The organism is Micromonospora halophytica (genome assembly GCF_900090245.1).
Lineage (GTDB): Bacteria > Actinomycetota > Actinomycetes > Mycobacteriales > Micromonosporaceae > Micromonospora > Micromonospora halophytica.
In genome coordinates, this window is the sequence record NZ_FMDN01000006.1 from 277,376 (window position 1) to 290,273 (window position 12,898).

At 73.7% G+C, this 12,898-nt stretch carries 13 protein-coding genes and 1 pseudogene; 6 read left to right on the plus strand and 8 right to left on the minus strand.

Going from position 1 to position 12,898, the window contains the following annotated elements; translation table 11 throughout:
* Positions 1-25: 25 nt before the first annotated feature.
* Positions 26-715: an NUDIX hydrolase gene (locus tag GA0070560_RS12095; RefSeq protein WP_211565816.1), complete on the minus strand. Its 690-nt coding sequence runs from the start codon at positions 713-715 to the stop codon at positions 26-28.
* A gap of 193 nt (positions 716-908) precedes the next feature.
* Between GA0070560_RS12095 and GA0070560_RS12100 the strand changes: the two genes are divergently transcribed.
* From GA0070560_RS12100 to GA0070560_RS12110, 3 genes are read left to right on the plus strand one after another with little or no spacing between them, the layout of a single operon-like run.
* Complete coding sequence (locus GA0070560_RS12100) at positions 909-2,570, plus strand: hypothetical protein (protein WP_139131481.1); 1,662 nt, start codon at positions 909-911, stop codon at positions 2,568-2,570.
* An 8-nt stretch (positions 2,571-2,578) separates the two neighbouring features.
* Positions 2,579-3,502 (plus strand): 5'-methylthioadenosine/S-adenosylhomocysteine nucleosidase family protein, encoded by a 924-nt coding sequence (locus tag GA0070560_RS12105; protein WP_091294933.1) that lies wholly within the window; start codon positions 2,579-2,581, stop codon positions 3,500-3,502.
* A 59-nt stretch (positions 3,503-3,561) separates the two neighbouring features.
* A complete protein-coding gene (locus tag GA0070560_RS12110) occupies positions 3,562-4,380 on the plus strand; it encodes a hypothetical protein (RefSeq protein WP_091294936.1) in 819 nt (272 codons plus the stop codon).
* Positions 4,381-4,614: 234 nt separating this feature from the next.
* Here GA0070560_RS12110 and GA0070560_RS12115 read toward each other — a convergent pair whose 3' ends face one another.
* From GA0070560_RS12115 to GA0070560_RS28135, 6 genes and pseudogenes are all read right to left on the minus strand, one after another.
* Entirely contained in the window at positions 4,615-5,421 is an 807-nt protein-coding gene (locus GA0070560_RS12115) for a shikimate dehydrogenase family protein (protein ID WP_091294939.1), read from the minus strand.
* Entirely contained in the window at positions 5,418-5,978 is a 561-nt protein-coding gene (locus GA0070560_RS12120; RefSeq protein ID WP_091294943.1) for an NADPH-dependent FMN reductase, read from the minus strand. The genes GA0070560_RS12115 and GA0070560_RS12120 overlap by 4 nt, the downstream gene beginning before the upstream one ends.
* A complete protein-coding gene (locus tag GA0070560_RS12125; RefSeq protein WP_091294947.1) occupies positions 5,978-6,913 on the minus strand; it encodes an ROK family protein in 936 nt (311 codons plus the stop codon). The genes GA0070560_RS12120 and GA0070560_RS12125 overlap by 1 nt, the downstream gene beginning before the upstream one ends.
* Before the next feature lie 9 nt (positions 6,914-6,922).
* Positions 6,923-7,276, minus strand: coding sequence for a DoxX family protein (locus GA0070560_RS12130; protein WP_091294950.1), 354 nt, complete (start codon positions 7,274-7,276; stop codon positions 6,923-6,925).
* 94 nt (positions 7,277-7,370) lie between these two features.
* Positions 7,371-7,802 carry a type II 3-dehydroquinate dehydratase gene (locus GA0070560_RS12135; protein WP_091294953.1) on the minus strand — a complete coding sequence of 144 codons (432 nt, stop codon included), beginning with the start codon at positions 7,800-7,802 and terminating at the stop codon, positions 7,371-7,373.
* 161 nt (positions 7,803-7,963) lie between these two features.
* A pseudogene (locus tag GA0070560_RS28135) lies at positions 7,964-8,110 on the minus strand (carboxyl transferase domain-containing protein); the annotation flags it as partial.
* Between the two features lie 386 nt (positions 8,111-8,496).
* Between GA0070560_RS28135 and GA0070560_RS12145 the strand changes: the two are divergent.
* Genes GA0070560_RS12145 through GA0070560_RS12155 form a run of 3 tightly spaced genes read left to right on the plus strand, consistent with a single transcriptional unit; the run spans position 8,497 to position 11,523 of the window.
* Positions 8,497-9,660 carry a DegT/DnrJ/EryC1/StrS family aminotransferase gene (locus GA0070560_RS12145; protein WP_091294961.1) on the plus strand — a complete coding sequence of 388 codons (1,164 nt, stop codon included), beginning with the start codon at positions 8,497-8,499 and terminating at the stop codon, positions 9,658-9,660.
* Positions 9,657-10,790: a Gfo/Idh/MocA family protein gene (locus GA0070560_RS12150; RefSeq protein WP_091294963.1), complete on the plus strand. Its 1,134-nt coding sequence runs from the start codon at positions 9,657-9,659 to the stop codon at positions 10,788-10,790. The genes GA0070560_RS12145 and GA0070560_RS12150 overlap by 4 nt, the downstream gene beginning before the upstream one ends.
* 37 nt (positions 10,791-10,827) lie before the next feature.
* A complete protein-coding gene (locus tag GA0070560_RS12155) occupies positions 10,828-11,523 on the plus strand; it encodes an HAD-IA family hydrolase (protein WP_091294966.1) in 696 nt (231 codons plus the stop codon).
* 301 nt (positions 11,524-11,824) lie between these two features.
* On the opposite strand, the gene GA0070560_RS12160 is transcribed toward GA0070560_RS12155, so the two are convergent.
* On the minus strand, positions 11,825-12,898 hold a 1,074-nt coding region (locus GA0070560_RS12160; RefSeq protein ID WP_245675479.1), incomplete at its 5' end, for a condensation domain-containing protein.

Genomic DNA, 12,898 nt, shown 5'->3' on the forward strand with positions numbered 1-12,898 from the left:
CCGCCCGCCTGCCCGGTGGTGGCATTCAGGTCCGGGCCACGGGGTGCTGCGCGGCGGCGCGCAGCATCGGCGGGTACAGCACGGTGGCGCCGCCGGCCCGGTAGAGCGCGGCGGGCCGACCGACGTCGGGCACCCGCCGGGTGCCGGTGGCGACGAGGAAGTCGTCGGCGTTGACCACCTTGCGGTGGAAGTTGCGGGCGTCGAGGCTCACCCCCCAGACCACCTCGTAGACCCGGCGCAGCTCGGTGATGGTGAACGTCGGCGGGCAGAACGCCGTCGCCAGCGTCGTGTACTCCAGTTTGGCGCGGGCTCGTTCGAGGCCGTCGGCCAGGATCCTGGCGTGGTCGAAGGCCAGGTCGCCGGGCCCGAGGTCGGCGACCGGCGTCCACCGGGCGCGCCGGGCGTCGGTGCCGGCCACGGGGAGCGGCAGGTCTGGGGCGAGCGCGAGGTACGCCACGCTGACCACCCGCCCGCGCGGATCCCGGTCGGGCCGGGTGTAGCTGCGCAACTGTTCGAGATGGAGGGTGCGGCCGTCGAGGCCGGTCTCCTCGGCGAGTTCGCGCAGTGCGGCGGCGTCGCTGTCCTCTCTGGACCGGACGAACCCACCGGGCAGGGCGGTCTTTCCCCGGAACGGCTCCTTACCCCGCTCGATCAGCAGGACGTGCAGCCGATCGTCCCGCACGGTGAGCACGACCAGGTCGACCGTCAGCGACACCGGGGTCACCGTTCCTGGACCGTTCACAGGTCGAGCCTACCCTTTCGTCATCTTGACGATAAGGCGACCGGCCGATTACCTTGGGAAAGGGTTCTCGTCGATCTGACGAAAGCTCTCACGATCCGTGACGCCACCATCGCCTCGTCGCGGTCCACTCCCAGTTCCCGCTCCCCTCTGCCCGGGAGGTCGCGCCATGACCGATCAGACCTCGTCCGTCCCGCAGCCCCGGCCGGCTCCGCCGCCGTCCGCCGGGGCGACGCATCCCTTGTCGATGAGCACCGCCACCCGGCATCTCGTCGCCGGGGCCTACCTCGACGAGCGTTTCTGCCGCGCCGCCCTGGAGGAGGTCTACGACCAGCCCCGGCGGGCGGTCGCGCCGTCGTACGGGTTCGACCTCGGCACCGTCCTCGCCCACTGCCGCCGGGCCAGCAGCATCCTGCTCGTCCGGGACGCCGTGATCGTCGGCGTGTTCCTGCTCAGCCTCTGCGTCACCGGCCTGATCGGGATCGTGGTCGGTGGGGTACTGCTGGCCGGGACGCAGTCCGCCGTCTCGACCGCCCGCCTGTTCCGCGAGACACTGCACCGGCTGACCGCCGGCGAGCCGCCACGGCCGTACCAGATCATCCGGACCGCCGTCACCGGCACGGTCGGCTTCGCCGTCGCCTCGACGTGCCTGCTGCTGCTCACCACGCTGGTCGGTGGCCTGGCGGTCAGTCAGTTCGTCGAGGGCGGGGCCGACAGCGCCGTGTCGGACGTGGCCGGCATGCTCATCGGCACGTTCATGGTGACCGTCCTCGCCGGATTCGGCCCGCCGGTGACCGCCCGGGTGCTGCGCTGGCACCATGCCGTCCAGCACGGGCCCGCCGGGCGACCGGCGGCACCGGTCCTCGACGCCCGCATCGAGGAGATCCGGCGCCAGCAGGGCGGCAACACCATCGTCTACTCGGGCTACTCGCCGTTCGTCGGATCCGGCCCGGTGCTCGGCACGACGAACATGGCGCTGCGGATGATCCGCGAGTCCGAGGGCTTCGACGACCGCACCGCCGAGGCGCAGCGGGAGTACGAGCAGCTGCCGTTCGTCGCCGAGCAGCTGGTCGGGTACGTCCGCGACCGGCTCGCCCCGCTCGGTCGGGCGAGCGACCCGGAGCACCGCCTGCCGGGGCTGACGGTCACCGACCACGTCTTCACCGTCGGTACCGAGACCACCGAGCTGGCCCTGTCCACCGACGGGCCGACGATGATGGGCATCATCCGCCAGCCCCTCGACGCCCGCCGGCACTATCTCGCCTGCCAGGTGACCTCCTGGAAGGGCGAGCTGGTCACCAGCGTGTACGTGCACTTCGCGCTCCAGGGCCGCACCCTCTACCTGGAGACCGCAACGTGCGCCCTCGCGCCGTGCCGGGACGAGTACCGCGTCGTCGACGACGTCCGCAGCCTCGGGCCGGTGCCCTACCTGCGGGCGGCCTGGACCGGGCTGGCCGAGTCGCCCCGGGTCGTGGCGCAGGCACCGGTCAACCTGATCCGGGCGGGAATACGGTGGGTGGTGCGACGCGTGCAGGACAACCACGGCGTCCTGCCGTACGGGGTGGACCGTGGCGCCCGCGTCGGGGTGCGGGAGCTGGCCACCCTGGATGAGGTCCGCAACGACTTCCAACAGCAGGACGTCGCCAAGTACCGCGAGATCATCACCCGTCGCGTGGTCGCGGCCACCCTCGACTTCCTCGTGACGAACGGGGTGGACGTGACGGAGTTCCGCCAGCGGGCCAACGTCCTGATCAACAGTGGCGTGTACGCCGGCGGCAACATCGGCGCCATCGGCGACATCAAGGACTCCTTCAACCCGAGCACGAAGTGAGCGGGCGCATGGACCGTCAGACCGGCAACAGCGGCATCTCCGTCGGTGGCGACATCGGCCACATCGGCGACATCTCGGGCTCGTTCAGCCCGGTGTACGGCGGCCCCGCGGCTCGGCCGGAGCAGGAGAGCCCCGGTGACCCGGGACCGCAGCGGCGGGCCGACGTGGGTGTCCTCACCGTCCTGCCCCAGGAGACCCGCGCGATGATCTCGGTCTTCCGGCAGGCCGACGACTACCGGCAGCGCACCCTGCCCGACCGCACCCGGGTGCACGAGGCCACCTTCGGAACGCCGTCCGGCTCGCTCGACGTGGTCCTGCTGCAGACCCTGGACCGGGGTCAGCGTTCGGCCACCGCCGCGTACGCCAAGCTTCGGCACTGGTACGCCCCGCCGATCGTCGCCCTCGTCGGTATCGCCGGCGGCATCAACCCTCGGCTCGACGTCGGCGACGTGGTCCTGGCCGACCAGATCATCTACTACGACGAGCGCCGGGAGACCGCCGAGGGAACCCGCTGGCGGGGCGAGTCCACCGCGCTGACCGCGCCGATGACGATCGCGGTCAACGACCTGTTCAGCACCGAGGGCGAGCCGCTGATGATCCCCTCGCCGGAGCGTGACGGCGCCTTCCGGGTGGCCCGGGGGCCGCTCGGCTCGGGCAGTGCGGTGATCACCGACGAGCACTCCCGGATCAGGGAGTTCCTGCAGGGGTTCCACGAGAAGTGCCTGGCCGTCGAGACCGAGTCCGGTGGCCTCGTACAGGGGTTCCGCGAGGAGTACGCCGACAACACCGGAGTGCTGGGCTGGCTGGTGCTGCGCGGCATCTCCGACCACGCGGACGCCGCCAAGGGACACCGGGACCACGACCTGGCGGCCCGGCACGCGGCGGCGGCGTTCCGCCGCGTGCTGCCGTACCTGTGGGACGCACGGAACTGACCGGTGCGGCCCGGGTCCGACGTGGACCCGGGCCGCACCACTCGCACCGGGAGGACGCGATGCCAACCCCCGTCCGGCGACGGCGGTCGCTCGGTGGCCAGCTGAACCACCTGGACACCGCGGTCACCGTCGCGCTCGCCCTGACCATCGGCGTACTCGGCGTCCTCGACGTCGTGAACGCCGCCACCGTGGCCGCCGCGACCCTGGCCACCCTCGCCCTGCTCGCCACCACCCTGGCCGGGGAACGCCGGCAGTTGGGCCGGGTGGTGCGGCTGCTCGACCGCACGGCGCGGATGATGCGGCACCTACCGGCCCAGGCCGGCGGCGCACTGCTGCGCGCCTCCACCTCCGGGGCGGACGTCGACCTCACCGACGCCGACGACATCGCCATGGTCGGAGTGACGCTCGGCCGGACCCTGCGCAACCGGGCCGACCAGATCGACCGCCGGCTCGCCGCGGGTGCCCGGGTCCGGATCACGCTCATCGACCCGGCCACCTCGGCGCCGGCCGAGGCGGCCCGCCGGGCCACCCTGCCGGACGACCGCGACATCTTCGTCAACCGGGTCCGGCCCACGTTGGACCTGCTGCGGGAACTCGCGTTGACGGACCGCCCCGGCGGCGGACGGCTGGAGGTGCGGTTGCTGCCGTTCGTCCCGGCGTCGGGGATGATCCTGCTGGACGCGGGTGACGACACCGGACGTATCCACGTCGATCTCTACTCGCACCGCCCGGCGGCACGGGAGCCGATGCTGCTGGTGACCGCCGCCAGCGCGCAGTGGTACCGCCACTTCCGGGAGGAGTTCGAACACCTCTGGGCGCACGGCCGACCCGTCGACCTGACGGCGGGACCGCCGGGCCGTACGGCGGAGGCAGCCTGACCGGGTCCGGCTGCTGTACCCGCCCACCCGACGCGCCGGTGATCCTGCCGGCGGGGTCCGAGAGACTCCGCCGGCAGGTACCGGTCACTGCGGCCGGCCCGACGGGCCGGACAGCCGTGCCGTCACAGGGTGATGCTGGTGGCCGGGCTGCCGGTAAGGAAGGTGAGCGGCGGCGGGGACCGGGAGGAGCCGGCCGGCGCGTCAGCAGCGCCCTGACGGGCGGAAGGGGCCAGGCTAGAGGTCGAAGAAGTCCAGGTAGGAGTCCAGTTGGTGGGCGAGCATCGGCTCGCCGGGGTGGGTGGCCAGGCCCCGCCCGCCGGCCGCCCGCAACAGCGCCGTCTCCGCCGGCTGCATGATGATGTCGGCCACCACGGCGTGCGCCGGCAGCCCGGTGACCGGGAACGGCAGCGGGTCGTCGGGCCGCAGCCCCAGCGGCGTCGCGTTCACCACGACGTCGAGGCCGGCCAGCTGCGGCCCGGTCGCGGCGGTGACCCGACCCGGGTACGCGTCGGCCAGCCGCCGCCGCAGCGTGTCGAGCCGGCTCGGATCGGTGTCGACCAGGCGCAACTCGGCCACCTCCGCGTCGAGCAGGGCGACCGCGATGGCGCTGCCCGCCCCGCCCGCACCCACCACGCACACCCGCAACCCCTTCGGGTCGTGCCCGGCCTCGACCAGGCCACGGACGAAACCGTCGCCGTCGAAGGTGTCCGCCGACCAGGTGCCGTCGGGCTCCCGGCGCAGCGCGTTGACGCTGCCGGCCAAACGCGCGCGGGCGGTGGCCCGGTCGGCGAGGGCCAGGGCGGCCGCCTTGTGCGGCACCGTCACGAGGATGCCGTGCAGGTTGGCCACCTGCCGCAGGGCGTGCACCACCGGCGTGACGTCGCCCGGCGCCACCTGCATCGGGACGAGCACGGCGTCGGTGCCGCGCCGAGCCAGCACGGGGTGGAGCAGGCCCGGGGCCCGCACCTGCGCGATCGGGTCGCCGAGCAGCGCGTACACCCGGGTCGTGCCGCTGATCGTGGGCTGCGGCGGGACGGTCACGGCTGGCGCAGCGCGCGCAGCGCACCGCCCCAGGCGACCACCTGGTCGAGCATGCTGGACACCGCCTGCTCCTGATCGGCGGCGGGGCGGAAGTCACGGAAGTTGACGAAGTCGGTGTGCAGGGAGAGCGCCACCTGGGACCGGACGGCGGCCACCTCCACCTGGGCCAGCACCAGCCGCAGGTGCTCCGTGGCCCGGGTGCCGCCGTGCACCCCGTAGCTGACCAGACCGGCGGACTTGTTCTGCCACTCCTGGTAGAGGTAGTCGACGGCGTCCTTGAGCACGCCGGGGATCGAGTGGTTGTACTCGGGCGTGACGAAGACGAACGCGTCCAGGGCGGCGACGGTGCTCGCCCACCGGCGAACCTTCGGCTGGGTGGACGGGGCCATCGCCGGCGGCAGCGGCGAGTCGAGATGCGGCAGGTCGTGATCGCGCAGGTCGACCAGTTCCGCCGTGGCGTCGGCGCGCTTGGCGGCGATGTCGCGTACCCAGCGGGCGACCACGTCGGACTTACGGCCGGGGCGGGTGCTGCCGGCGATGACGCCGATCCTGATCATCAGATTTCCTCCACTGCGATGCGTTCGGACGTGGTGACGAGATCACGGGCCAGCTGGACGGCGCCGTGCAACGACGACAGGCCGCCGAGGGCGGCGGCGCGCACCGCCGGCGCCGGCCGGCCAGGGCGGGCCGCCAGGCGGGCCGTGCGCCCGACGAGCGGCACGAAGCCGGGCAGCCCGTCGGCGAAGCCACCGCCCACGATCGCCACCGCCGGGGCCAGCAGTTCGCCGAGGCTCACCACCGCCGCCGCCAGCGCGGCGCAGCTCGCGTGGACCGCCTCGACCGCCCAGGGCCGGCCGTCGTGCAGCCCGGCCCGCAGGTCGTCGAAGCTCACCTCGCCGCCCCGGGCGAGGCCCGCCCGGCGGAGGGTGGCCGGACCGGAGGCCACGGACTGCAGGCAGCCGGTACGCCCGCAGTCGCAGCGTGTGCCGTCGAGGTCGACCACCATGTGCCCGACCTCCGCGGAGACACGGCCCGGGACGAGCCGTCCGTCGAGGACCACGCCGCCACCGACTCCGGTACCCACTCCCAGGTAGACCACGTCGTCGTGACCGGCGTGGCGGGCCTCGGCCAGCGCGGCCAGGTCGCCGTCGTCGGCGTACGCGGTCCGGCTGTCGGGGAAGATGCGGCGGCACGCCCCGGCGAGGTCAAGGCCCGTCCAGCTCGGCCGGCCCGGCCAGGTCAGCACCGTGCCGGTGGCGTCGGTGGTCGCCGGCATCGCGATCCCGACGGCGTGCACCGGCCCCCAGGTGGCGCGCAGCGCGACCACCTCGGCGTCGAGCGCCGCCAGGTCGGCGGCCGGATCAGCTCCCGCCGGCCAGCGGAACGTCCGTTCGTACGCGGGCCGGCCGGTCGCCTCCGCCCGTAGCGCGACCTTGGTGCCACCGACGTCGACACCCAGCAGACCGACCGGGGCGGCCCGCGTGGTCGGCACCCCGGACCCTCAGCCGTTCACGACGTGCAGGACGGCGAGCGCGCCGGCGGCGACGGCGAACACCACCGGGACGACGGTCACCGGGACCGGGTCCTTCGCGCGGGCGTGGTAGACCGCCGCCCCGATCATCAGCAGGGTCAGACCGACCGCCGCGGCGACGCCGATCGGCGTCCAGAGCAGGCCGAGCAGCAGGCCGACGACGGCGGCGATCTCCAGGCCGCCGATCATCCGGGTGAGGCCGGTGGAGACGCCGAGGTGGGCCATCCGCTCGCGCATCTGCGCCTGGCCGGTGAGCTTCGGGACGGCCACGGCCAGGATGACCGAGGCGAGGATGAGGGTCAGGACGACGACGGGGATACGCACACAGTGTCCTTCGGGTAGTGCCGGACGATCCGTCGACCGTGCCGGGGCGGGTCCTGCGTCGACCGGACGTCGGCCGTGGTGTGGCCCCGGTCGGTCATGCGACGGTGCTGACGAGGGCTCGGGCGGCCAGCCGGTAGCCCAGCGCGCCGAGCCCGACGATCACGCCGCTGGCCAGCGGGGCGAGCACCGACTCGTGCCGGAAGCTCTCCCGTGCCCAGACGTTCGACAGGTGGACCTCCATCCACGGGCGGGGGTAGTTCGCCAGCGCGTCCCGCAGGCTCCACCCGGCGATCATCAGGGCGCCGGGGTTGACGATCGCGCCCACGGTGTCGTAGCTGCTCTGGATCGCGCCGATCAGCGCGCCCTCACAGTCGTGCTGCCGGGCGATCACCCGCCAGCCTCGCGGCGCGACCTCCTCGGCGACGGCCCGCTCGATGTCCGCCAGCGTGTCGGTGCCGTAGATCTCCGGCTCTCGCCGTCCGAGGATGCCCAGGTTCGGGCCGTTGAGGAGCAGCACGTCGGACACGGTTCACCTCGCGCGGGACGGTCCTATCCGGACAGAGGACCGACGACAGTCACCACATTATCGCTTCGGCGCGGCCCGCGGCGGCCGGGCCGCCGGGGATCTAAGGGGCGCCTAGGGGCCGCTAGGGGCGCAGGCCCGTGTCGACGCCCGCCGGTCGCCTCGTCATCGGCCCAGGTCACATGCGCCACCCCGGACCGACGCCCGTGCGGCTCCGGCCCACCCAGGCGTTCCATGTCCACCTGCTCACCGGTGACCGACCGCACCACATCCGGCCCCGTGACGAAGATCCGGTCCGCCCCACTCGTCACCGCGTGCGGACGGCCGCCGTCGTCGGCGGGTACTGCCCCGGCCCGTACCGGCGGCCCCGGCCCGCCACGAGACGCCGGCGGTCGCCGCAGCGTGTGGGGCGACCCCGGCCGCGGGTGGCGTCGGGTTCCCGCAGTCCTACTACGCCGCCGCCCCGCACGGGCCGGCCAGCCGTCGGACTAAGGGGTGGGTAGGGGCCGTTAGGGGAGGTGAGCGGCCTGCCAGGTCGGTTAGCGTCCATCGCGATGCAGAGCACTCGCCGCGACCGCGGCGACGTCCACCTCGAACCCGACCGAGCGGCACGGGTCCACCCCGGTGCGCCCGGTGTCGCGGGGACGGCGCGCAGCCGAGGAACCGCTGGTCCTCCTGGATTGGGAAGTGGGAAGTCATGAGTGGTGAGCCGTCGACGGTGCCGGAGTTCCCCGAGTGGCCGCAGTTCGGTGACGAGGAGCGGACCGGCCTGATCCGCGCCCTCGAGCAGGGCCAGTGGTGGCGGGTGGGCGGCAGTGAGGTCGACACCTTCGAGGCGGAGTTCGGGGCGTACCACGGCTCGCCGCACGCGCTCGCCGTCACCAACGGCACCCACGCCCTGGAGGTCGCCCTCGAAGTGCTCGGCGTCGGGCCCGGCACCGAGGTCATCGTCCCGGCCTTCACCTTCATCTCGTCGTCGCTGGCCGCGCAGCGCCTCGGCGCGGTCGCGGTGCCGGTCGACGTCGACCTGGACACGTACTGCATCGACCCGTCGGCGGTCGCGGCCGCCGTCACCCCGCGGACGAAGGTGATCATGCCGGTGCACATGGCCGGCCAGTTCGCCGACATGGACGCGCTGGACAAGATCGCCGCCGATGCCGGGGTGGCGCTGCTCCAGGACGCCGCCCACGCGCACGGCGCGCAGTGGCAGGGCAGGCGGGTGGGCGAACTCGGCTCGGTCGCCGCGTTCAGCTTCCAGAACGGCAAGCTGATGACCGCCGGTGAGGGCGGCGCGGTGCTCTTCCCCGACGAGGAGCTGCGCGAGCGGGCGTTCCTTGTGCACAGCTGCGGCCGGCCCCGCACCGACCGGGACTACCTGCACCGCACCACCGGCTCCAACTTCCGGATGAACGAGTTCACCGCCGCCGTGCTGCGCGCCCAGCTGACCCGGCTGGACGCCCAGATCGCGGTGCGCGAACAGCGCTGGCCGCTGCTGGCGAGCCTGCTCGCCGAGATCCCCGGCGTGGTGCCGCAGGGCAGCGACGGGCGCGGCGACCGCAACCCGCACTACATGGCGATGTTCCGCGTCCCCGGCATCACCGTCGAACGTCGACGCGCCGTGGTCGACGCGCTCATCGCCCGGGGCGTCCCGGCGTTCGTGGCGTTCCGGGCGATCTACCGGTGCGAGGGCTTCTGGGAGGCCGGCGCGCCCGACGAGACGGTCGAGCAGATCGCCGCCCGCTGCCCGAACGTCGAGCAGATCCACGCCGACTGCGTGTGGCTGCACCACCGCACCCTGCTCGGCACCGAGCAGCAGATGCACGACATCGCCGCCGTGCTGGCCGACGTCCTCGCCGGATGACCGCCGTCCCCCCGGCCACCGCGCCCGACCGTCCGGTCCGGGTCGCGGTGGCCGGCCTCGGGTGGGCCGGCCGCGAGATCTGGCTGCCCCGGCTCGCCGGGCACCCGGCCTTCGAGGTGACCGCCCTGGTCGATCCGCAGCCGGCCGTGCGGGAGCGGGCCCGCGACACCCACAACGTGCCGTTCGCGTACGCCGACGTTGACGACCTGCCCGCCGGCGCGGCGGACCTCGTGGTCGTGGCCGTGCCGAACCACCTGCACGCCGCCGTCGCCGCCCGGCTGCTGCGCCGGAGCATGCCGGTCTTCCTGGAGAAGCCGGTCTGCCTGACCTCCGCCGAGGCGGACCTGCTCGCCGAAGCGGAACGCGTCGGTGGCGCGGTGCTGCTGGCCGGCAGCGCCGCCCGGTGGCGGGCCGACGTCCGGGCGCTGGTCGAGGTGGCCGCCGAGCTGGGCCCGATCCGGCACGTCGACGTGGCCTGGGTCCGCGCCCGAGGGGTGCCCGACGCGGGCGGCTGGTTCACCCGCCGCGACCTCTCCGGCGGGGGCGCCCTGGTCGACCTCGGCTGGCACCTGCTCGACACGGCGCTGCCGCTGCTCGGGACCGCTCCGATCACCCACGTCGTCGGCAGCGTCTCCGACGACTTCGTCAACGACGACGCCGCCCAGGCCGCCTGGCGCGGCGAGGTCGGGACGGACGGCCGCGTCCGCGGCGACGTCGAGGACACCGCCCGGGGCTTCCTGCTCACCGCCGACGGCGCGTCCGTCGCGGTGCACGCCTGCTGGGCCTCGCACGAGGCCCGGGACCGCACCACGATCACCGTCCAGGGCGCCGCCGGGTCGGCGACCCTGCGCTGCACGTTCGGGTTCAGCCCGAACCGGGAGCCGACGCCGGTGCTCACCCGCACCCGCGACGGCGATACCGTCCGGCTGCCGCTGCCCGCCGAGCCGATCGGCGCCGAGTACGACCGCCAGCTCGACGCCCTGCCGGGGCTGCTCGCCGACCCGGCCAGCCGGGGGGCGGCCGCCGCCGAGGCACGCCGGACCATCGACGTCATCGAACGGATCTACCACTCCGCCCGGCCCACCGAGCCGGAGCGGCAGCACGCGCTGGCGGGCCATCGCGACCGGTGAGAACCACCGGCGACCTCACTCGCTCCGGGGAGCAGCCATGAGCCATCCACCATCCACTGTCGACGTGTCCCGACCGGTGCCGAGCCGGGGCCCGATCCGCGCGGTCGTGTTCGATCTCGACGGCGTCGTGGTCGACAGCTCGGACGTCATGCGCGAGGCGTTCAGCATCGCGTACGCCGAGGTGGTGGGGGACGGGCCCGCGCCGTTCGAGGAGTACAACCGGCACATGGGCCGGTACTTTCCGGACATCATGCGCCTGATGGGCCTGCCGCTGGGGATGGAGGAGCCCTTCGTCCGGGAGAGCTACCGGATGGCCCACCTGGTGCCGCTCTTCCCCGGCGTCCGGGAGACGCTGCAGACGTTGCGGTCCCGGGGCATCCGGATGGCGATCGCCACCGGCAAGAGTGGCCCCCGGGCCCGCTCGCTGCTCGACATCCTCGGCGTGCTGGACCTGTTCGACCAGGTGATCGGCTCCGACGAGGTGGCCCGCCCCAAGCCCGCCCCGGACATCGTGCTCCAGGCGCTGGGCCACCTCGACGTGCCGCCGGAGCAGGCGATGATGGTCGGCGACGCGGTCATCGACCTGCTCAGCGGCCGCGAGGCCGGTGCCACCACGGTCGCCACCACCTGGCACGGCGGTGACGTCACCGCGCTGCTCGCCGCCGGCCCGGACCTGGTCGCGCACGCCCCGACCGATCTGCTCGCCCACTGCCCGGCGGCCCTCGTCCCCTGACGCGCGCCCGCACCCGGGGCACCATCCACACAAGACTGAAGGCCACCTTCCCGGCTCGGGAGGTGGCCTTCAGCCGTTCCGTGGCAGGGGACGGGGCGCCTTGCCCGTCGTCCGGGGGGCCGGGAGGCGCAGTCCGGCGCGGCCCAGGGGCTGACGGACTTCGTCCTGGTCTGGGTGGGTGCGTGGACCCGGGCGGTGGGGGAGCGCCGTCGTCCAGCGGCAGCTGCCGGCCGGACAGATCGAGCCGCGCGGCTCCCGTCGTGACCGACCGACGAGCGGTCGGTCACGACGGGAGAGCTCGTCAGTCGACCCGGGAACCGGCGGCCCCGGGCCCGGCTTCGAGGAAGCGCAGCATGTGGGTGCCCAGCTCCTCGGCGAGGCTGAACGGGAGCAGGTCGGTACGGATGGTGATGCGCAGGAGCGCGTCGGAGTGCCGGGGGATCGCCTCGACGGTGAGACCGCTCATCACCTCCCGCGCGTACGGCTCGACGATTTCCTCGGTCCGGCAGCCGGGCAGCTCCAGCGGAAGGACCACGTTGTCCTGGTAGGCGAAGCCCGGCAGGCCGGCCACCACCTCGCCGGGCAGGCCGAGGGCCGGGTCGGCGGCGCTCTCGGAGAAGGGGACGTCCTGGGCGGCCATCAGCTCGTCGACGGTCTGCTGGACGTGCCGGATCAGGTCCCGACCCGGCTGGAACCGGACCCGGACGCAGTTCGAGTTGATCCGGGTGGTGAAGGCGGAGTCGAGGATGCGGCTGCCGCGCTTGGCGACGATCATCAGTAGGCCGATGTCGTCCTGTCGGTGGACGGCGCGCAGGGCGGAGGCGAACGCGGCGAGGAAGTAGCTGGAGCGGCTGAACCGTTGTTCGCGGGCCGCCCGGTCCCACCGCTGAATCGTCTCGGGGCTGACGGTGACGATGTGGCCGGCCTTCGGGCCCCAGGCCAGCGCCTGCTCCAGCGGCACCGTGAGCTGGCCGTCGCCCTGGCGGGGCAGCCCGCGCAGCTGTTCGCGCCAGTAGGCGCGTTGTGTCTCCAGGTCGGCGGCGTCGCGCAGCCGCATGTATTCGTCGTACGACTGGCGCAGGGTGGGTGCGGGCCGGTCCCACACGGGGGCCTGACCGGAGGTCCTCGCCGTGTACGCGTGGCTGAGGTCGCGGACCAGCAGGGCGTGCGACCAGCCGTCGAAGGCGATGTGGTGGATGCCGATGCCGAACAGGACGCGGTTGGTCGACGGGTGTCGGATCAGTGCGGCGCGCCAGTTGCGGCCCTGGGTGTAGTCCAGCGGCTGCTGCACGGCGTTCGCCAGTTGGTCCAGTGCTTCCTGTTCGGTGGCGGCGTCGGTCAGCAACTGCAGCTGCGGCATGCCCGGGTTCGGCGG

Bases quoted from the DNA above. Each gene is read 5' to 3' on its own strand.
- GA0070560_RS12100 (WP_139131481.1), top strand. From the start codon at position 909: ATGACCGATCAGACCTCGTCCGTCCCGCAGCCCCGGCCGGCTCCGCCG.
- GA0070560_RS12105 (WP_091294933.1), top strand. From the start codon at position 2,579: ATGGACCGTCAGACCGGCAACAGCGGCATCTCCGTCGGTGGCGACATC.
- GA0070560_RS12110 (WP_091294936.1), top strand. From the start codon at position 3,562: ATGCCAACCCCCGTCCGGCGACGGCGGTCGCTCGGTGGCCAGCTGAAC.
- GA0070560_RS12120 (WP_091294943.1), bottom strand. From the start codon at position 5,978: ATGATCAGGATCGGCGTCATCGCCGGCAGCACCCGCCCCGGCCGTAAG.
- GA0070560_RS12145 (WP_091294961.1), top strand. From the start codon at position 8,497: ATGAGTGGTGAGCCGTCGACGGTGCCGGAGTTCCCCGAGTGGCCGCAG.
- GA0070560_RS12150 (WP_091294963.1), top strand. From the start codon at position 9,657: ATGACCGCCGTCCCCCCGGCCACCGCGCCCGACCGTCCGGTCCGGGTC.
- GA0070560_RS12155 (WP_091294966.1), top strand. From the start codon at position 10,828: ATGAGCCATCCACCATCCACTGTCGACGTGTCCCGACCGGTGCCGAGC.